The sequence below is a fragment of the Microvirga yunnanensis genome, from assembly GCF_025460875.1.
Genome location: NZ_JAMXFI010000088.1, coordinates 1 through 18534, shown reverse-complemented (window position 1 = coordinate 18534; position 18534 = coordinate 1). Strand labels below are relative to the sequence as shown.

General features: G+C 66.9%; 16 protein-coding genes and 1 tRNA gene. 9 read left to right on the top strand and 8 right to left on the bottom strand.

The genetic code is table 11. The features are described 5' to 3' along the window. Positions 1 to 157: 157 nt before the first annotated feature. The 4 genes from NF876_RS30625 to NF876_RS30610 all read right to left on the bottom strand — a co-directional run bounded on the left by NF876_RS30625 (position 158) and on the right by NF876_RS30610 (position 4267). On the bottom strand, positions 158 to 1330 hold the full coding sequence (locus NF876_RS30625; RefSeq protein WP_262272039.1) for an isovaleryl-CoA dehydrogenase: 1173 nt from the start codon (positions 1328 to 1330) through the stop codon (positions 158 to 160). Positions 1331 to 1546: 216 nt separating this feature from the next. Beyond that, entirely contained in the window at positions 1547 to 2446 is a 900-nt protein-coding gene (locus NF876_RS30620; RefSeq protein ID WP_262272038.1) for a glycoside hydrolase family 25 protein, read from the bottom strand. A gap of 90 nt (positions 2447 to 2536) precedes the next feature. After that, positions 2537 to 3961: a magnesium transporter gene (gene mgtE, locus NF876_RS30615; RefSeq protein ID WP_262272037.1), complete on the bottom strand. Its 1425-nt coding sequence runs from the start codon at positions 3959 to 3961 to the stop codon at positions 2537 to 2539. Between the two features lie 221 nt (positions 3962 to 4182). Next, positions 4183 to 4267, bottom strand: a tRNA-Leu gene (locus NF876_RS30610). A 315-nt stretch (positions 4268 to 4582) separates the two neighbouring features. On the opposite strand from NF876_RS30610, the gene lipB reads away from it, so the two are divergent. The 6 genes from lipB to NF876_RS30580 all read left to right on the top strand — a co-directional run bounded on the left by lipB (position 4583) and on the right by NF876_RS30580 (position 11309). Further along, positions 4583 to 5317 (top strand): lipoyl(octanoyl) transferase LipB, encoded by a 735-nt coding sequence (gene lipB, locus NF876_RS30605; RefSeq protein WP_262272036.1) that lies wholly within the window; start codon positions 4583 to 4585, stop codon positions 5315 to 5317. Positions 5318 to 5406: 89 nt separating this feature from the next. Next, positions 5407 to 5784: a hypothetical protein gene (locus NF876_RS30600; protein WP_262272035.1), complete on the top strand. Its 378-nt coding sequence runs from the start codon at positions 5407 to 5409 to the stop codon at positions 5782 to 5784. A gap of 113 nt (positions 5785 to 5897) precedes the next feature. Further along, positions 5898 to 7505, top strand: coding sequence for a carboxyl transferase domain-containing protein (locus tag NF876_RS30595; RefSeq protein WP_262272034.1), 1608 nt, complete (start codon positions 5898 to 5900; stop codon positions 7503 to 7505). Between the two features lie 56 nt (positions 7506 to 7561). Beyond that, positions 7562 to 8392, top strand: a complete 831-nt coding sequence (locus NF876_RS30590; RefSeq protein WP_262272033.1) for a protein-L-isoaspartate O-methyltransferase family protein — start codon at positions 7562 to 7564, stop codon at positions 8390 to 8392. Positions 8393 to 8749: 357 nt separating this feature from the next. Then, positions 8750 to 10480, top strand: coding sequence for a dihydroxy-acid dehydratase (ilvD, locus tag NF876_RS30585; RefSeq protein WP_262272032.1), 1731 nt, complete (start codon positions 8750 to 8752; stop codon positions 10478 to 10480). Continuing rightward, positions 10467 to 11309 (top strand): tetratricopeptide repeat protein, encoded by an 843-nt coding sequence (locus tag NF876_RS30580; RefSeq protein WP_262272031.1) that lies wholly within the window; start codon positions 10467 to 10469, stop codon positions 11307 to 11309. The genes ilvD and NF876_RS30580 overlap by 14 nt, the downstream gene beginning before the upstream one ends. 32 nt (positions 11310 to 11341) lie before the next feature. Here the strand turns inward: NF876_RS30580 and xth are convergent, their stop codons facing one another. Beyond that, positions 11342 to 12127 (bottom strand): exodeoxyribonuclease III, encoded by a 786-nt coding sequence (xth, locus tag NF876_RS30575; protein ID WP_262272054.1) that lies wholly within the window; start codon positions 12125 to 12127, stop codon positions 11342 to 11344. A 358-nt stretch (positions 12128 to 12485) separates the two neighbouring features. Between xth and NF876_RS30570 the strand changes: the two genes are divergently transcribed. Next, positions 12486 to 13049 (top strand): dihydrofolate reductase family protein, encoded by a 564-nt coding sequence (locus NF876_RS30570; RefSeq protein ID WP_262272030.1) that lies wholly within the window; start codon positions 12486 to 12488, stop codon positions 13047 to 13049. 46 nt (positions 13050 to 13095) lie between these two features. Further along, positions 13096 to 13614, top strand: a complete 519-nt coding sequence (locus NF876_RS30565) for a hypothetical protein (protein WP_262272029.1) — start codon at positions 13096 to 13098, stop codon at positions 13612 to 13614. 3 nt (positions 13615 to 13617) lie between these two features. Here NF876_RS30565 and NF876_RS30560 read toward each other — a convergent pair whose 3' ends face one another. The 3 genes from NF876_RS30560 to NF876_RS30550 form a co-directional block, all read right to left on the bottom strand. Then, on the bottom strand, positions 13618 to 14709 hold the full coding sequence (locus NF876_RS30560) for an alkene reductase (RefSeq protein ID WP_262272028.1): 1092 nt from the start codon (positions 14707 to 14709) through the stop codon (positions 13618 to 13620). A 125-nt stretch (positions 14710 to 14834) separates the two neighbouring features. Beyond that, complete coding sequence (locus tag NF876_RS30555) at positions 14835 to 15788, bottom strand: aldo/keto reductase (protein WP_262272027.1); 954 nt, start codon at positions 15786 to 15788, stop codon at positions 14835 to 14837. A gap of 104 nt (positions 15789 to 15892) precedes the next feature. Then, positions 15893 to 17302 carry a hypothetical protein gene (locus tag NF876_RS30550; protein WP_262272026.1) on the bottom strand — a complete coding sequence of 470 codons (1410 nt, stop codon included), beginning with the start codon at positions 17300 to 17302 and terminating at the stop codon, positions 15893 to 15895. Between the two features lie 538 nt (positions 17303 to 17840). Between NF876_RS30550 and NF876_RS30545 the strand changes: the two genes are divergently transcribed. Further along, positions 17841 to 18257 carry a hypothetical protein gene (locus NF876_RS30545; protein WP_262272025.1) on the top strand — a complete coding sequence of 139 codons (417 nt, stop codon included), beginning with the start codon at positions 17841 to 17843 and terminating at the stop codon, positions 18255 to 18257. The last annotated feature ends 277 nt before the right edge of the window (positions 18258 to 18534 follow it).

Below are 18534 nucleotides of genomic sequence, written 5' to 3'. Positions count from 1 at the left end.
TGACGGGGCCCTGGGTCGGGCGCGGCCCGCTGGGTCCGCGCCGAACGATGCGCTGGAATTCCTCACTGTACCCGGTTCGGCCCGAATGAAAATCACCGCCGCGGCGGCATGCCGGGGCGCGTGCGGACGGGCCCGGCATGCCCTCCTGCGGGTGGTCTCACGCGGTCTTGGCGAACAATTCGCGGCCGATCAGCATGCGCCGGATCTCGCTGGTGCCGGCGCCGATCTCGTAGAGCTTCGCGTCGCGCAGCAGGCGGCCGGTCGGGTAGTCGTTGATGTAGCCGTTGCCGCCGAGGAGCTGGATCGCGTCGAGGGCCATTTTGGTGGCGTTCTCGGCCGCGTAGAGGATGGCGCCGGCGGCATCCTCGCGGGTGGTCTCGCCCCGATCGCAGGCCTTCGCCACCGCATAGACGTAGGCCTTCGCGGCGTTCATGGTCACGTACATGTCGGCGACCTTGCCCTGGACGAGCTGGAACTCGCCGATGGCCTGACCGAACTGCTTGCGCTCGTGGATGTAGGGCAGCACCACGTCCATGCAGGCCTGCATGATGCCCGTGGAGCCGGCCGCCAGAACGGCGCGCTCGTAGTCGAGGCCCGACATCAGCACGTTGACGCCCCGGCCGACCTCGCCGAGCACGTTCTCCTCGGGCACCTCGCAATCCTCGAACACCAGCTCGCAGGTGTCCGAGCCGCGCATGCCGAGCTTGTCGAGCTTCTGGTGGGTGGAGAAGCCCTTGAAACCCTTCTCGATCAGGAAGGCCGTCATGCCACGCGGGCCTGCCGCCGGGTCCGTCTTGGCGTAGACAACCAGGGTGTCGGCCGTGGGGCCGTTGGTGATCCACATCTTGTTGCCGTTGAGCACGTAGCGGTCGCCGCGCTTCTCGGCCCGGGTGCGCATGGAGACCACGTCGGAGCCCGAGCCGGGCTCGGACATGGCGAGCGCCCCGAGATGCTCGCCGGAGATCAGCTTCGGCAGGTAGCGCCGCTTCTGCTCCTCGTTGCCGTTGCGGCGGATCTGGTTCACGCAGAGGTTCGAATGCGCCCCGTAGGACAGGCCGACGGAAGCCGACGCCCGGGAGATCTCCTCCATGGCGATCACGTGCTCGAGATAGCCGAGACCGGCCCCGCCGTATTCCTCCTCGACCGTGATCCCGTGCAGGCCGAGCTCGCCCATCTGGGGCCACAGATCGCGCGGGAACTGGTTCGACCGGTCGATCTCCTCCGCCCGCGGGGCGATCCTCTCCTGGGCGAAGTCGCGCACGGTCTCGCGGATGGCGTCGGCGGTCTCGCCGAGATCGAAATTGAAGCCCTTGGCGGCGTTCGGCAGCATGATGTCCTCCCAATTCCAATCGTCGACTCACAAGAGTACGCGATGGATCACTTTTCTCGCCGGCCATTTTGGTCAGCAATGCTGCCCTTATCAAGGCCGGTCCGGCGGGAAAAGTGAGGCGGCGCTGTCTTTGGGACCGACGACCAGCCTGAGCCGATCACGAAGAGGCCCCCTCACGCGGGGCGAGGAAGCCTCGATGGCGATCGAGACGGTCGGTTACTCCCCGATGCTCGCCGTCTGCACCGCGTCCATGTCGCGGCAGACGCCCATGGGTCTCAGACGGCTGTGATCGCGGGGGTCGCAGGCGCTCTGAACGAACATGCGCCACTGGTTTTCCGTGCCGTAGAAGGTGTTGCGGTCCACGTCCCCCTTGACGCCGGGCACCCGGCCCGTGGTCGTGAACTGCCAGAAGGTCCAGCGGCGGTTGTTGTAGCGCACCTGGGGCTCGGCCGCCGTGCTGCGGATCCAGTAGGGGTAGTCGTTGTACTCGCCCTCCAGGATCTCCTTGTGGAAGGTGATGTCGGTGTAGATGATCGGCCGCTTGCCGGTATGGGCTTCCATTTCGCGCAGCATCACGTCGATCATGGCCAGCGCCTGCTCGCGCGGAACCTTCTTGGGGCAGTTCACCGATTGCCCGTTCCACTCCACGTCCAGGACCGGCGGCAGGGCGTCCGGGTCCTGCGGCACGTTGCGCTTGAACCAGGCCGCCTGCTCGTGGGCCGGGCGGCACCAGTAGACGAAGTGGTAGGCGCCGCGCGGGACGCCGGCCTTCTTGGCCTCCCACCAGTTCTCCTGGAACTTGCTGTCGATGTGGTCGCCGCCCTCGGTCGCCTTGATGAAGGCGAACTGCGTGCCGGCCTGGCGCAGGGCCGCCCAGTCCACGTCGCCCTGCCACTTGGAGATGTCGACCCCGTGGATCGGAAGCCGGTGAGCGGTCGCGACTCCCTCGTGCGGGCGGGCGTCGCCCTTGGTCGGGTAGCGGCTCGACGAGGGCATGATCGCGCAGGAGGCGAGCGAAAGAGCGACGGCGGCGAGCGCGCTGAACCGAGCAGCCCGGACGAATGTCGTCAGGCCGGAACTCTTGAAGCGGCTGGGGGAGCGGCGGCGAGTCTTCATCGGTTCAACTGTATTGTACGCAACACGGGATCGCACCAGAGATGCCCGAAGAGCGTTAACAGGCCCTTACGAGCGCGGCGCGAAGCGGGACTACAGGTGAAACCAGGCCGTGGCGATGCCCAAGAAGGCGAAGAAGCCGACGATGTCCGTGATGCTGGTGACGAACGGGCCTGACGATACGGCAGGATCGACCCCGAGCCGGTTGAGCGTGAGCGGCACGAAGATCCCGCCGAGCGCCGCGAAGATCAAGACCGTGATGAGGGCGAGGCCGATCACGATGCCGAGCTGGGGCGACTGGAACCAGAGCCCCGCCACGACTCCCAGGATGAGGGCGAAGACCAGCCCGTTGAGCAGGCCCACCGTTGCCTCGCGGCGGATGATGCGCCAGGCATTCGCCCGCCCGAGTTCGCGGGTGGCGAGCGCCCGGACGGCCACCGTCATGGTCTGGGTGCCGGCATTGCCGCCCATGGAGGCCACGATGGGCATCAGGATGGCGAGCGCCACCATCCGCTCGAGCGAGCCCTCGAAGAGCCTGATCACGCTCGCGGCCAGGAAGGCCGTGCACATGTTGGCGAAGAGCCACGGGAACCGGCTCCGCTGGATATAGAAGACCGTATCCGAGAGTTCCTCGTCCGATTTCACGCCGCCGAGCTGCTTGATGTCGGCGTCGGCCTCTTCCTCGAGCACGTCGACGATGTCGTCGACCAGGATCACGCCGACGAGCCGGCCGGCTTCGTCCACCACGGCGGCGGAGACCAGGTTGTAGCGCTCGAACAGGCGCGCCACCTCCTCCTGGTGCTCGGTGGCCTCCACCCGGTCGGGCTCGGCGTTCATGATGTCCTGGATCGTGACCGGGCGCTTGGAGCGCAGGAGCCGGTCGAGGGGCACCGATCCGAGCAGGTGCGCGGCCGGGTCGATGACGAAGATCTCGTAGAAGGTCTCCGGCAGGTCCTCGGTCTCGCGCATGAAGTCGATGGTCTGCCCCACCGTCCAGAAGGGCGGCACGGCGATGAACTCGGTCTGCATGCGCCGTCCGGCGCTGTCTTCCGGATAGTCGAGGGAACGCTGCAGCGCGACGCGCTCGATGGCCGGCAGCTGATCGAGAACCTCGGCCTTTTCCTCCTCGGGCAGGCTCTCCAGGATGGTGATGGCATCGTCGGAATCGAGCTCGCGCACGCCCTCCGCGACGGTCGCGGTCTCGAGTTCCTCCAGGATCTCCTCGCGGACCGCCTCGTCGACCTCGGTCAATGCGGCGAAGTCGAAGGACGTGCCGAGAAGCTCGATGAGGCGAGGGCGCTGGTCCGGCTCTAGGGCTTCGAGAAGATCGCCCAGTTCGGATTCGTGGAAGTCTTCGACGAGCTTCTGCAGGCGCTCGACCTCCGACGCCTCGATGGCGTCGGCGGCGGCGGCCAGAAATTCCGGATTGAGCTCGCCTTCCTCATCCCTGAAGGACGGGGATTCGGGTTCAGGCCCATCGGGCTTCGGAAGCGGCGTCTTGTCTTCGACTTCCAGCATCAGCCGTCCTCTGAAGGTGGGTTGCCGCCTTTTAGGTGCGCGGGCGAGCCCACGCAATGCGCCTAAAAGACTTTCTCGAAGAATTGCTTGCGGGTGATCCCGTCGGCTTGTCTCAGAAGCGTATGACAGTGGTTCGACCGTCCGGGGCGCCGGGCCCCGCGGCCAACAAAAAAGGCCCCGGAAGGGGCCTTTTTCGTCTTCGGCACCGAAGTGCCGAAAGTTGGTGCGGTCAAGAGGACTCGAACCTCCACGGGTCTCCCCGCTACCACCTCAAGGTAGTGCGTCTACCAATTCCGCCATGACCGCGAACTCGGTTTCAGGAGTGGTTTTCCTGAAGAGGTGGCCGCTCTAGCAGATCGATCGGAACGCCGCAACCCCTTCCGTGGAGCTTGCGGCGATTGATCAATGCGAATGCCTCGCCTGCGAAGGGCAATCTTCGAAGGGTGGAGCATCGGATCCGATCCCAAACCTGGGTCCACTTTTGGGTCCGATGCTCTAGGCGATAAGCGTCTGTCACGACTATATAAGCGCGAGTGTCACGAGGGACGCGGGACCGACGCGCGTTCCTTCAAGGGACCGGAGCGATCCTGCTCCGCGGCCCGCTGGATTTTGGGTGAATCGGTGTCGAACCTGCGAGACAGCCTGACCGTTCAGTTCCACGCCGAAAGCGGCTCCGGTCCCGTGGAGTGGCTGATCACGGACGGCCCGGTCGGCTATGAGGAGGCGGTCGCCTTCATGGAGGCCCGCGCCGAGGCCATCGCGGCAGGCGAGGCCCGGGAACTGGTGTGGCTCGTGGAGCACCCGGCGCTCTATACGGCCGGGACCTCGGCCAAGGCGGCCGACCTCGTGGATCCGGATCGCTTCCCGGTGCATCAGACGGGCCGGGGAGGGCAATACACCTATCACGGGCCCGGACAGCGGGTCGCCTACGTGATGCTCGATCTCAAGCGCCGGGCGCCGGATCTGCGCCGCTACGTGACGGCCCTGGAAGCCTGGCTGATCGCCACGCTCGACGCCTTCAACATCCGCGGCGAGCGGCGGGAGGACCGGGTCGGCGTGTGGGTGCGGCGGCCGGACAAGGGCGAGACCGTCGAAGACAAGATCGCCGCCATCGGCATCCGTGTCCGCCGCTGGGCCACGTTCCACGGCATCAGCCTCAACGTGGAGCCGGACCTGTCGCATTTTTCCGGCATCGTTCCCTGCGGCGTGACGGAGCACGGGGTAACGAGCCTCGTCGACCTGGGCATTCCCGTCACCGTGCCCGAGGTCGACGCGGTGCTGCGCCGGACCTTCGAGGAGATCTTCGGGCCGACCGAGCGGGTCGAGACACCGTTGCTCTCGCGCCACGGCGTCTAGGATTTTCACGCAGGATACGGCAAGGCTTCTCCCCAAGGCCGCTTCATGCTCTAAGCTGGAGCAAACGGCTGATCATTGGCGGAACTTCCATGCAACGTGTCCTTCTCGCTTCCCTTGTCGCTCTGGCCGCCTCGGCCTGTGCCGTCAGGCCCGAACCCACGGAGCTCGTCAAGATCGTCGATTCGCCGGCCGACGTGCGGGTCTGCACCCGTCTCGGCGAGGTGAGCCCCGTCACGCCGACCGGTCCGGGAACCCACCGGCCGGTCAATATCGGCTTCGGCGTCACCCTCGGCCGGTCGACCTTCGGCTACGCGACCGAGGACATGCTCCAGGCGACCGTCGCGCTCGGCGGCACGCATCTCTACCTCCAGCAGGTCTCCCACGACTGGTCGCTCGTGCGCGGCATCGCGTACCGCTGCGGTCCCGGCGTCGTGCGCCAGGAGACGGTCATTCGTGCGAAAGGCTGAAGCAACGGCCCGCTGAAGCCAGTTGCGCGGACCTCCCTGTTATAGGTACTGACGTTTTCGCCCCAGCGCGCCGCTGCTGACGGGCCGAAAAACAAGACCGAGGGAGACCCGCCGTGCCCGTCATCGCCACTTCTGCCGACCTGACCTCGGACGCCGCGCGGGCGAACCGTGACGCCTGGGCCGAGCTCGCCCGGGACCTCCAGGCCAAGCGGCAGGCAGTGGCGGAGGGCGGCCCGGCCAGGGCCCGGGAGCGGCATCTGGCCCGCGGCAAGCTCCTGCCCCGCGAGCGGGTGATGCGCCTGCTCGACCCGGGCGCCCCGTTCCTGGAACTCGGCTCGCTGGCCGCTCACGGCATGTACGAGGACGCGATCCACGGGGCGGGGATCATCACCGGGATCGGTCGCGTCGAGGGCCGCGAGGTCATGATCGTCTGCAACGATTCGACGATCAAGGGCGGCACCTACTACCCGATGACGGTGAAGAAGCATCTGCGGGCCCAGGAAGTGGCGCGCGAGAACCGTCTGCCCTGCCTCTATCTGGTGGATTCCGGCGGCGCGAACCTGCCGCATCAGACGGAGGTGTTCCCGGACCGGGAGCATTTCGGCCGCATCTTCTACAACCAGGCGACCCTGTCTTCGCTCGGCATCCCGCAGATCGCCTGCGTCATGGGCTCATGCACGGCCGGCGGCGCCTATGTGCCGGCCATGTCGGACGAGACGATCATCGTGCGCCGGCAGGGCACGATCTTCCTCGGCGGGCCGCCCCTCGTGAAGGCGGCGACCGGCGAGGTCGTGTCGGCCGAGGATCTCGGCGGCGCGGACGTTCATGCCCGTCTCTCCGGCGTCGCGGATCATTACGCCACCGACGACGTGCATGCGCTCGCCATCGCGCGCCGCATCGTCGGAACGCTCAACACCCGCAAGAGCATCGATATCGACATCGTCGAGCCGGTGGAGCCCAAGTATTCCATCGACGATCTCGACGCGATCGTGCCCACCGACCTCAAGAAGCAGTACGACATCCGTGAGGTCATCGCGCGCCTCGTCGACGGCTCCGAGTTCGACGAGTTCAAGCGGCTCTACGGCACGACGCTCGTCACGGGGTTCGCGCGGATCTGGGGCATGCCCGTCGGGATCATCGCCAACAACGGCATCCTGTTCTCGGAGAGCGCCCAGAAGGGTGCGCATTTCATCGAGCTCTGCTGCCAGCGGCGGATCCCGCTGCTCTTCCTGCAGAACATCTCCGGCTTCATGGTCGGGCGCCAGTACGAGGCGGGCGGCATCGCCAAGGACGGGGCGAAGCTCGTCACGGCGGTGGCCTGCGCCCAGGTGCCCAAGATCACCCTTCTGGTCGGCGGCTCGTTCGGAGCCGGCAATTACGGCATGTGCGGCCGCGCCTATTCCCCGCGCTTCCTGTTCACCTGGCCGAATTCCCGCATCTCGGTGATGGGCGGCGAGCAGGCGGCGAGCGTGCTGGCGACCGTGCGGCGCGACAACTTCGACGCCGAGGGCAAGGCCTGGAGCGCGGACGAGGAGGAGGCCTTCAAGGCCCCGATCCGCGACAAGTACGAGAAGGAGGGCTCGCCCTACTACGCGACGGCGCGCCTCTGGGACGACGGCATCATCCTGCCCTCGGAGACCCGCCGGGTGCTCGCCCTGGCCTTCTCGGCCGCCCTGAACGCGCCCGTCCCGGAGACGAAGTTCGGCGTCTTCAGGATGTAGCGGATCAGGGCCTTCGAGCCGTGGAACCGGAGCGGCCCGAAACGGATTTTCCGGGCATGCCCCAGCAAGAGTCCGACAGGTATCGCAGGGCTTATGCCGCGCAGGTCGCCCGGCTGGCGGATGTCCGGGATGCGCGCATCGAGGCGGCCTTCGCGGCCGTGCCGCGGGAAAGCTTTCTGCCGCCGGCGCCGTGGACCACGATCACTATGGGCGTCGCCACCCTGACGTCCGAGCTCGCCGAGATCTACGACAATGTCCTCGTGGCGATCGATCTCGAACGGGGCATCAACAACGGCGAGCCCGCTCTCCACGCCGCCTGGCTCGATGCGGTCGGCCCGCGACCGGGCGAGACCGTGATCCATGTGGGCGCCGGCACGGCCTATTACACGGCCATCCTGGCGCAGCTCGTTTCACCGGATGGGCGTGTCGACGCCTTCGAGTACGAGACGGACCTCGCCGCCCAGGCGGAGCGGAACCTGGGCGCCTGTTCGAACGTGACCGTTCACGCGGCCTCCGCCTTCGGCCGGGTCCTGCCGAAAGCGGACGTCATCTACGTCAATGCCGGCGTGATCGCGCCCGATGTGGAGTGGCTCAGGGCGCTGAACCCGGGCGGACGCCTGATCTTTCCCTGGCAGCCGCACAAGGGCTGGGGACCGGCCGTGCTGGTGACGCGGCACGAGAAGGGATTGTCGGCTCGGGCGCTCATGACGGTGGGGTTCATCTCCTGCAGCGGCACGACGGAGCGGATCTCGGTCCGTCGGCTGCCGACCGAGGCCGACGTCGCGGCCGTCCGGTCTGTCTGGATCAGGAGCGAGCGCGCGCCCGATTCGAACGCCGTCGCGGTGTATGACGACGTCTGGTTCTCGGCTGAAAAAATCGACCGCTGAGGGACGCGGGCCGCGCGCCAAAACGGGCCCCGATAGGGCGGAAGCCGCGCCTGACAAGCGGAATTCTGTCCCAAAATTGTTGCGGTCGAGCAACACCCTCAAACCTTCAACATCTTGCCTCTGTTGGCCCAAGCTCCGCCGCGATGCCGCCATAAACCAAGCGCTACACCAGAAGCAGGTTAAAGTGCTTCAAAACCAAAGCTTTACGGTACGATACCTGGGGCAGATCCTGGATTAAGACTGTTAGCTGATCCTTCGTAAGGATCGTTGCATCGGTGGCGTGGCACGTGGCAGATCACGGGAGTTCCAAAGGCTTGGATCTCCGTCGTGAGAACCGGGTGGAAGAGAGTGCGGACCATGGATGCGCGGTTGATCGACAAGTCGAAGCTTCCGAGCCGTCACGTGACGGTGGGGCCCGCTCGCGCGCCGCATCGCTCCTATCTCTATGCCATGGGGCTGACCAAGGAGCAGATCGCCCAGCCGCTCGTCGGCGTCGCGACCTGCTGGAACGAGGCCGCTCCCTGCAACATCTCCCTCATGCGCCAGGCCCAGGCCGTGAAGAAGGGGGTGGCGGCCGCCAACGGCACGCCGCGCGAGTTCTGCACCATCACGGTGACGGACGGCATCGCCATGGGCCACCAGGGCATGAAGGCGTCGCTCCCGTCCCGCGAGGTGATCGCGGATTCGGTCGAGCTGACCATGCGCGGCCATTCGTACGACGCGTTGGTCGGCATGGCGGGCTGCGACAAATCCCTGCCGGGCATGATGATGGCGATGGTGCGCCTCAACGTGCCGTCGATCTTCATCTATGGCGGGTCGATCCTTCCCGGCTCCTTCCGCGGCCGTCAGGTGACCGTGCAGGACCTCTTCGAGGCGGTGGGCAAGTACTCGGTCGGCGAGATGTCGGACGAGGATCTCACCGAGCTCGAGCAGGTGGCGTGTCCGTCGGCCGGCGCCTGCGGGGCCCAGTTCACCGCCAACACCATGGCGACCGTGTCCGAGGCCATGGGCCTCGCCCTGCCGTATTCGGCCGGTGCTCCGGCGCCCTACGAGATCCGCGACCGGTTCTGCGCCGCGGCCGGCGAGCAGATCATGGATCTGATCGCGAAAAACATCCGTCCGCGCGATATCGTGACCCGCAAGTCCCTGGAGAACGCCGCCACCGTCGTGGCGGCTTCGGGCGGCTCCACCAACGCGGCCCTGCACCTTCCTGCCATCGCCCATGAGGCCGGCATCAAGTTCGACCTGTTCGACGTCGCCGAGATCTTCAAGCGCACGCCCTACATCGCGGATCTGAAGCCCGGCGGACGCTACGTCGCCAAGGACCTGTTCGAGGTCGGGGGCATCCCGCTGCTCATGAAGACGTTGCTCGATCACGGCTTCATGCACGGCGACTGCATGACCGTGACCGGCCGCACCATGGCCGAGAACCTGGCGTCGGTGAAATGGAACGACGATCAGGACGTGGTCTATCCGGCGAACACGCCGATCACGCCGACGGGCGGCGTCGTGGGGCTCAAGGGCAACCTCGCTCCCGAAGGCGCCATCGTGAAGGTGGCCGGCATGGCGACCGACAAGCAGGTGTTCCGCGGCCCGGCCCGCTGCTTCGACGGCGAGGAGGCCTGCTTCGAGGCCGTGTCGACGCGCCGATACGAGGAGGGCGAGGTCCTGGTGATCCGCTACGAGGGCCCCCGCGGCGGTCCCGGCATGCGCGAGATGCTGTCGACCACGGCGGCGCTCTACGGCCAGGGCATGGGCGACAAGGTCGCCCTCATCACGGACGGGCGCTTCTCCGGCGCGACCCGCGGCTTCTGCATCGGCCATGTGGGTCCGGAAGCGGCGGTCGGCGGCCCGATCGGCCTGATCCGGGACGGCGACATCATCGCCATCGACGCCACCAAGGGCACCATCGACGTGGAGCTCTCCGACGAGGAACTGGCCCGGCGCCTTTCCGAATGGAAGCCGCGCGAGACGAGCGCCACCTCGGGTTATCTCTGGAAATATGCGCAAACAGTGGGTCCTGCGCGGGATGGGGCGGTCACCCATCCGGGCGGAGCCGCAGAAAAAGAAACCTATGCGGACGTCTAAACTCATCGCAGCCACCTTGTGGGTGGCCACTCTCGGGGCCGGCGGGGCTTATGCCCTCGATGCTGCGCCGCGTCCGCAACCGCTCACGCCTGCCTTGTCCCCGGCGCTCGCTCCGGCGACCAAGTACGGCTCGGTCCGTGACGCGCTGCGCAGCGGCATGCGCGACTACAATGCCGGTGACAAGATCGGGGCCGTGCATGCGCTCGAATATGCCGCCGGCCAGGGCCATTCGCTGGCGCTGTGGAAGCTCGGCCGGATGTATGCCGACGGCGACGGCGTCGAGCATGACGACCTGAAGGCGTTCGAGTACTTCTCCCGGCTCGCCGATCAGCATGCGGACGAGAGCCCCGATTCGCCGAACGCCGCGGTGGTCTCCAGCGCCTTCGTGGCGCTGGGCACGTATTTCCTGGATGGCATCAAGGACACCTACGTGATGTCCAATCCGGAACGCGCCGTCGAGATGTTCAGCTACGCGGCGTCCTATTTCAGCGATTCCAATGCGCAGTACAATCTCGCCCGGCTCTATCTGGAGGGGACGGGCGTCCGGAAGGATGCCCGCCATGCGGCCCGGTGGTTCAACCTGGCGGCCGAGAAGGGGCATACCGCCTCTCAGGCGCTCCTGGGCCATCTGCTGATGACCGGACAGGGCGTGCCACGCCAGCGGGCCAAGGGCCTCATGTGGCTCACGCTGGCGCGCGAAGCCTCCACGGATTCGGCCAAGGACCAGTGGATCGTCTCGCTCTACGACGATGCCTTCGCGGCGGCCGACGAGAGCGACCGCAAGCTGGCGCTGGCGCTGCTGGAGCAGTACATCCAGTCGCGCCGATAGGTGACCGGCGATGTCGCATCGCCGGTCATCCGCTACTCGATATCCAGATCGACCATCACCGGCACGTGATCGGAGGGCTTGTCCCAGCCGCGCACTTCCTTGCGGATCGACGCGGTCCTGAGCCTGTCCTGCGCCTGGGCCGAGAGCAGCAGGTGGTCGATGCGGATGCCGTTGTTGCGCTGGAAGGCGCCGGCCTGATAGTCCCAGAACGAATAGAGCCCCGGCTGCTCGTTGCAGGCGCGCACCGCGTCCAGGAAGCCGAGATTGAGAAGCTCCCGGAACTTCGCCCGGCTCTCCGGCTGGAACAGGGCGTCGTTGGTCCAGGCGGCCGGGTCGAGGGCGTCCTTGGGCTCCGGGATGACATTGTAGTCGCCGCACAGGACCAGGGGCTCCTCCAGGGCGAGAAGGGCCTTCGCATGGGCGCGCAGCCTGTCCATCCAGGCGAGCTTGTAGTCGAATTTCGGCGTGCCGACGGGATTGCCGTTCGGCAGGTAGATGGACGCCACACGCACGGCGCCGGTCGCGGTGGAGACGACGCCTTCCAGGTAGCGCGCCTGCTCGTCGCTCTCGTCCCCGGGCAGGCCGCGGCGGACATCCTCGAGCGGGCGCTTGGACAGGATCGCGACCCCGTTATAGGCCTTCTGGCCGTGGGTGACGACGTTGTAGCCCAGCGCCTCGACCTCCGCTCGGGGGAAGGCCTCGTCGACGCATTTCAGCTCCTGGAGGCAGACCACGTCCGGATCGGCGCTCTTCACGAAGGTGGCGAGGTGGTCCAGCCGCTGCTTGATGGAGTTCACATTCCAGGTGGCAATCCGCATCGCGTCACTCTCGCCCGTCCGTTCTCTATGCTTCATCGGATGTTCGTCCGCGGCTGGCAAGCTTGAACTCGTCGCCATCCCCACGGTTGCAACCCATGCCGGAATCCTGGTTCAGACCCATCGACAGCTCTTGCGAACGCGATCGCCTGCCTCTCCCTCGGCGCCCGGGCGCCGGGCAGGGCGCTCCTTGCCGCCGCCCGCCTGTTCGTCCTATCCCTCTCCGTCCGGTCGGTCGATGACGCGATCTGCGCGACAATTCCTGCCGGCACCCATTTTCTGTGGCATGGGCTCAACGCAATCGTGCTCTTCGTTCTCATGAGGGCCGCCATCGTTCATTCAGCTCGGAAAAGCACCACCGATGTCCAAGATTGAAATCCACGGTTATGCCATCGTGTCCGACAACGACTGCATCGCGGATGCGTCCGGTCGCACGCCAGACGTGCTCCGCAACGAGGCCGACTGGGCCTATTTTCAGGCCGAGCTCAACGGGTCGGCCCTGACGGTGCTCGGTCGCCTCGGGCATGAGGCCAATCCCAACCCAAGGGCCCGCCTGCGGATGGTCCTGTCCTCCTCCTCGAGCGGATTGGAGCGGCGTCCGGACGGCTGGTGGTGGCATCCCGGAAGGCTTCCCTGGGATCAGGCCATCGGCACGGTCCTGCCGGAGGGCGGACGCGTCGCGGTCCCGGGAGGGCGGCAGGTCTTCGATCTCTTTCTCGGGATCGGGTACGACGCTTTCCATCTGACGCGGGCGGAGGGAACGCTCGTTCCCGACGGCGTGCCGGTCTTCTCGGGCTGCGGCAAGGTCAGGAACGCGGAAGCGATCCTATCGGCCCATGGGTTGATTCCGAGCCCCCGACAGGTCCTCGATCCGACAGGTCCGGTGAGCCTGACAATTTGGCGGAACGGTCGCCGAGACTCGTGAGTTTGCTTGGAGTTGACATGCAACAGCGATCCGAAGGGAGGAGCCGATGCGTCACCTCACAGTTTCGACGGCATTGCTTGCAGGCTGCCTGATTGCCGGAGCGGCCTGGGCACAGGGGTCCTCGGGCGGCTCCAGCGGCGGCGCAGCAGGCGGGGCCGGCGGCGGATCGTCCTCCTCGGCATCCCCGTCCGGCGGCTCGTCCGCGTCTCCCAGCACCGCCACGCAGCCGGGCGGGTCGACCCTGCGCCCGCCTGCCCAGGGCATGCGGGGGAGCGCCGATCCGGGCAACCGGGGGAGCCGCGTCGGCGGCACCACCGGGAACACCGGAACGGGCAGTCGGGAGACCACCACGGGCCAGATCCCGCCGCCCGGCACGGAAGGCAGCACGGGCGGGACGGCTGCCGGATCAGGCGGTTCCCAGTCCAATCCCGCCACGACGGGAACGGTGTCCGGGAACCGGGCTCAGCCGGGCGAGCGCTCCTCCGTCACTCCCAGCACCCGCGAGGAGAAGCTCCTCGAAGAGGCCGACAAGAGGGTCCGGCGCGGGATCTGCCAGGGCTGCTGACGCTCAGGCGGCCTTCTCGAGACCCGGATAGTCCGTATAGCCCTCGGTTCCGCCACCGTAGAAGGTGGCGCGGTCCGGCTCGTTGAGAGGCGCGTTGAGGCGGAAACGCTCGACGAGATCAGGATTGGCGATGAACAGGCGTCCGAACGCCACCAGGTCGGCGCGTCCGCTGGCGACCGCGTCAGCCGCCATGTCGCGATCATAGCCGTTATTGGCGATGTAGGCGCCGCGGAAGGAGCGGCGCAGACCCTCATAGTCGACCCTGACGGCGTTCCGGTCGCCCTGGGTGGCGCCTTCGATCATGTGGATATAGGCGAGCCCGAGGCCGTCGAGCTTTTCCACCACGTGGCTGAACAGTGCCTGCGGGTCGGAATCCTCCGCATCGTTGACCTTGGCCGGCGACAGGCGGATGCCGACCCGACCCTTGTCCCAGACCTTGAGCACGGCCTCGGCCGCCTCGATGGTCAGGCGAGCCCGGTTCTCGATGGAGCCGCCATAGGCATCCGTACGGTGGTTCGAGCCGTCCTTCATGAACTGGTCGAGCAGGTAGCCGTTCGCCGCATGGATCTCGACCCCGTCGAAGCCCGCCTCCTTGGCGTTGCGGGCGGCCTTCTCGTAGTCGCGCAGGATGACCGGGATCTCCGAGAGCTCGAGAGCGCGGGGCTCGGACACGTCGGCGAAGCCTGCCTCGAGGAAGGTCTTGGTCTGGGCGCGGAGAGCCGAGGGACCCACGGGGGCGGCGCCCTGCGGCTGGAGGGACGTGTGAGAGACGCGTCCCACGTGCCAGAGCTGGATGAAGATCCGGCCGCCGGCCTTGTGGACGGCATCCGTCACCTTGCGCCAATGCGCGACCTGCTCGGGCGAGTAGATGCCGGGCGTCCGCAGGTAGCCCTGTCCCTGGTGGGAGATCTGAGAGCCCTCGGAGATCAGGAGGCCCGCGCTCGCCCGCTGGGCGTAATAGGTCGCCGTGATGTCCCGCGCCACGTCTCCCTCCGCGGCCCGGTTCCGGGTCAGGGGAGCCATCACCAGCCGGTTCGGCAGGGTCAGGTCGCCCAAGGTGAAGGGCTGGAACAAAGCATCGGCATCGGCACTCATGGGAAAACCTCGTCTGATCCTGTGAAATCCAATAAAGCACAGGTCGCTACGAGATAATCGGCCCTCCGTCCGATGCAACGGAGGGCTGCCATGCAAAAATTCGATGTCTCCGGGAGCGGAGTCCCTCAGGCAGGAGAGCTGGCCCGGTCGAGCTGCGCGATGTCCTCCTGATCGAGGCGCACGCTCGTCGCCTGCACGAGATCGCGGACCTGCTCCACACTGGTGGCGCTGGCGATCGGCGCGGTGAGGCCGGGACGCGCCATGAGCCAAGCCAGGGCGATCTGGGCGGGCGTCGCGCCTCTTCGGGCGGAAACCTCGTCGAGCGCCGCCAGGATGCGCCGGCCGCGATCGTCCAGATAGGCGGCCATCCGGCCACCGCGCACGCTCTTGCCGAAATCGGCCTCCGACCGGTACTTGCCGGTCAGGAACCCGCTGGCGAGCCCGTAATAGGGAATGACGCCGATCTCTTCCCGGCGGCAGAGCGGTTCCAGGTCGGCCTCGTACTCGGCGCGGTCAGACAGGTTGTACTTGTTCTGGAGGCTCTCGTAGCGCGGCAGACCGCGCTCGGCGCTGATGGCCAGGGCTTCCGTCAACCGCTCGGCCGTGAAGTTCGACGCGCCGATGGCCCGCACCTTTCCCTCCCGGATCAGCTCCGCGTAGGTCTCGAGCGTCTCCTGCTGCGGGGTCTCGAGATCGTCGCGGTGGGACTGGTAGAGATCGATGTAATCGGTCTGGAGGCGGCCAAGGGAGTCTTCCACCGCCGAGCGGATGTAGCTCCTCGACAATCCCTTCCGGTCCGGCCCCATCTCCGAGCCCACCTTGGTGGCGATGATGAGCCTGTCGCGATTGCCGCGGGCCTTCATCCACTTGCCGATGATCGTCTCCGATTCTCCGCCCGTGTGGCCGGGCACCCAGGTGGAATAGACGTCGGCCGTGTCGATGAAGTTGAGGCCGGCATCGGCATAGGCGTCGAGCACCTTGAACGAGGTCTCCTCGTCCGCCGTCCATCCGAACACATTGCCGCCGAGGCACAGGGGGGAAACCATCAAGTCCGAGCGGCCGAGCCGACGCTTTTCCATAGTCATCTCCATGATCCGCTGCCGATGTGGGGCGGATCCGGAGGCTGGCAAGGTGGCCGATCGCGATCGCAGCGTCCGGTTGCAGGCGCCGGACGCCGTTTCGCTCAGGCGGCAGCGCTCAGCGTGATCCCGCGGGCCTCCGCGAACGCGAAGAGCGCGGATTCGCTGTCGATGCGGTGACGCTGATCGATGGTCCAGCCGGTCTCGTCCCGGACCACGATGTAGCCCCGGGCCTGAAGACGGGAGACCACGGCCTGGAGGCCGCTCGACTCGGATTTCGTCACGCCGCGCTCCGCAATGAAACGCTCGATGGCAGCCTGCGCGGCCTGAGCGAGATCGATCGCATCCGCACGGTTCGCCGGCTTCGCCTTCGCCTTGGCCTGCGCAAGGGCGCGCGCGGGATCCCGGCGGACGGATTTCCAGCCGCCGCGGCCGGAGGTCTGCGCATTCGCGGCTTCCGGCTCCGGCAGACGCGCGGATGCGGGAGCCTCCGTGACGAGGATCTTGGGCGCGGCCGCAGCGGCGGCCTGGACGACGGGACGGGCAGGGGCGGCCTGTGAGACGCCGCGCACGGCCGGCAGGACCGGAGGCCTCTTCTCGGCCTCCCTCGGCTTCGGAGCCGGCCTGGGCGCCGCGACGGCAGGGTTGGGAGCGGCAGCCCGGGCCTTCTCGCGCCGCTCCTGGTCCTCTCGGGCCCGGCGAACCATCTCGGCGGCCTTCTCGGCCTCCGCCCGCTTGGCCTCGATCTCGGCCTTGCGGGCTTCCATGGCCCGACGTTTCGCCTCCTCTTCGGATTTCCGGGCTTCCGCGTCACGGCGGGCCGCAGCCTCGGCGGCGCGCTTCACGCGGACCAGGAGACGCTGGTCGATGCGCGCCTTCTCGGCGATCACCGCCCGCGCGGCCCGGATCATCCCGGCCTCGGATTCGGCGACCCAGTTCTTGAGGCGCTCGGCCATCGAGGCCTCGAGGGCGGCGAGCGCACGGGAAAGGGCCGATTCGACGTCGGCCGGCTGCGGCTCCTGACGATGTGCGGGCTCGACCGGGGAGGCCCGACGCTCCCCGCGGTCAACGACCGCGCCGCGCTCTGCTGCCGGTGGCCGGGGTGGCTTCGGCGCTGCCGGCTTCGGCATCGCGGGCTTCGACGCCTGAGCCTGAAGGGTCCTGGGGCGAGACGTTCCCGCGGCCGTGATCTTGGCCAGCTTGGAGAGGTCGCGCACCCCGATCAGTCCGAGATCCTGCATTTTCCACCGGATCTGGGTCACGGTTCGTCCGAGCTCGGTCGCGATCCGCTTGTCCGTCATCGGCGGATCGGCCGAAACGAGTTCGCGCAAGCGCGCCACGCTGGCCTCGTCCCAGGCCTGATGGGGTTGAACAAGGGTCCCGATCAGCCGGGCTCTGGCATAGGTGGCCGGGACGGGCCGTCCCAGCTTCGCGGCCGTGACGGGGACCGGGACCTTGGCTTCCCTGTCCCGGCGCAGAATTTCGAGCTCTTCGTCAGTCCAGACCCTGTTCATTGCAGGGCTTCTCCTTTTCTCAGCGAGGCTGGGATCCGGCGAACCTGCATCGCGAGGGGAGGAGCGATTGCGACAGGACAAGGAATTCGCCGGATCGTGCCGGCGACGGATGACCGTTAGGCCGGCATCGAGTGGAAAGGCACCTGAGGAACGGTGCCGGTTCTGGTGGGGCTCGCCGCCGGTGGGCGTGACGCAAGCCCCGGATCGGGTCGCGGCTCGTGATCGCGCATGGCGCAGCAACTCCTCGCGAAGCGAAGGCTTCGGGACGAGGACCATTGCGGTCGCTTGAAGGCCAGCGGCTGGGTCATGACAACGAATTCACACCAGGTAAGCCGGGAGATGTAGTCGGCTTCGGATCAAATCTCAATCCTGGATATGTCCGTCGGGGAAAGTTTCCGCGCAAAGCCGCAGACCATTGTGCATCAACGGTTTCAGAGGCATTTTCCGGGAACCCGTAAGGATTGGTTAACCATGACGGCGCATTCTCGCTGGGGTGAGTCCCGTGGGGATTTCACGCACGCCTCACAGGGGAAGGCACATGGCCGATAGCAGCGTCGCGCAAACGATCAACGAGAGAATCGAGGCCGTCAAGAAGGTGGTGAACCTGATCGCGCAGGCGGGCAGGGGAGACGATCTGCATGATCTGCGCGTGCTTCTCATCAACACCATGAGCCTGCTCAAGCGTGACCCTGGCCTCGAGGCTGCGGTGGACGATCTCTACGCGTCCGCCGAGGCGCTGGTGAAGGACGCGTCCGCCGGCACACCGCCGAACACGCGCTCGCTGCGCCTCCTGCTGTCCGCCCTGGATCGCTTCTGCACCCGCCTCTCCACCGCAGTGGACCGGATTGCCCCCGAGCCCGAGATGCGCCTGAAAGGTTTGGAGGCCGCCTACGCGGTTCAGCTCGAGCGCTTCTCCATGAACGCCGATCTCGACCCGGTCGGGCAGGTCGCCTGACGGCTCGAAGGCCGCCTTTCACGTCCCACCTCGACGAACTCTTCGATCCGGCCCTCCATGCATCAGCATCGAGGGCTTTGTCATGCGCGGAGACATGCGTGGAGATCGGTTCGGGCGTGGCGGGTCGCAAGGTTGGATTTGCCGTGTCCGACATGTGCGCTGAACGGCAAAAGCCCTCGGAGCGGTTTGCTCGCGAGGGCTTATGTGATTTGGTTGCGGGGACAGGATTTGAACCTGTGACCTTCAGGTTATGAGCCTGACGAGCTACCGGGCTGCT

What these genes read in the sequence shown, in the direction of transcription:
- NF876_RS30625 (WP_262272039.1), bottom strand. Translation starts at nt 1,330, where the DNA reads ATGCTGCCGAACGCCGCCAAGGGCTTCAATTTCGATCTCGGCGAGACC.
- NF876_RS30620 (WP_262272038.1), bottom strand. Translation starts at nt 2,446, where the DNA reads ATGAAGACTCGCCGCCGCTCCCCCAGCCGCTTCAAGAGTTCCGGCCTG.
- mgtE (WP_262272037.1), bottom strand. Translation starts at nt 3,961, where the DNA reads ATGCTGGAAGTCGAAGACAAGACGCCGCTTCCGAAGCCCGATGGGCCT.
- NF876_RS30600 (WP_262272035.1), top strand. Translation starts at nt 5,407, where the DNA reads ATGCAACGTGTCCTTCTCGCTTCCCTTGTCGCTCTGGCCGCCTCGGCC.
- NF876_RS30590 (WP_262272033.1), top strand. Translation starts at nt 7,562, where the DNA reads ATGCCCCAGCAAGAGTCCGACAGGTATCGCAGGGCTTATGCCGCGCAG.
- ilvD (WP_262272032.1), top strand. Translation starts at nt 8,750, where the DNA reads ATGGATGCGCGGTTGATCGACAAGTCGAAGCTTCCGAGCCGTCACGTG.
- NF876_RS30580 (WP_262272031.1), top strand. Translation starts at nt 10,467, where the DNA reads ATGCGGACGTCTAAACTCATCGCAGCCACCTTGTGGGTGGCCACTCTC.
- xth (WP_262272054.1), bottom strand. Translation starts at nt 12,127, where the DNA reads ATGCGGATTGCCACCTGGAATGTGAACTCCATCAAGCAGCGGCTGGAC.
- NF876_RS30570 (WP_262272030.1), top strand. Translation starts at nt 12,486, where the DNA reads ATGTCCAAGATTGAAATCCACGGTTATGCCATCGTGTCCGACAACGAC.
- NF876_RS30565 (WP_262272029.1), top strand. Translation starts at nt 13,096, where the DNA reads ATGCGTCACCTCACAGTTTCGACGGCATTGCTTGCAGGCTGCCTGATT.
- NF876_RS30560 (WP_262272028.1), bottom strand. Translation starts at nt 14,709, where the DNA reads ATGAGTGCCGATGCCGATGCTTTGTTCCAGCCCTTCACCTTGGGCGAC.
- NF876_RS30555 (WP_262272027.1), bottom strand. Translation starts at nt 15,788, where the DNA reads ATGGAAAAGCGTCGGCTCGGCCGCTCGGACTTGATGGTTTCCCCCCTG.
- NF876_RS30550 (WP_262272026.1), bottom strand. Translation starts at nt 17,302, where the DNA reads ATGAACAGGGTCTGGACTGACGAAGAGCTCGAAATTCTGCGCCGGGAC.
- NF876_RS30545 (WP_262272025.1), top strand. Translation starts at nt 17,841, where the DNA reads ATGGCCGATAGCAGCGTCGCGCAAACGATCAACGAGAGAATCGAGGCC.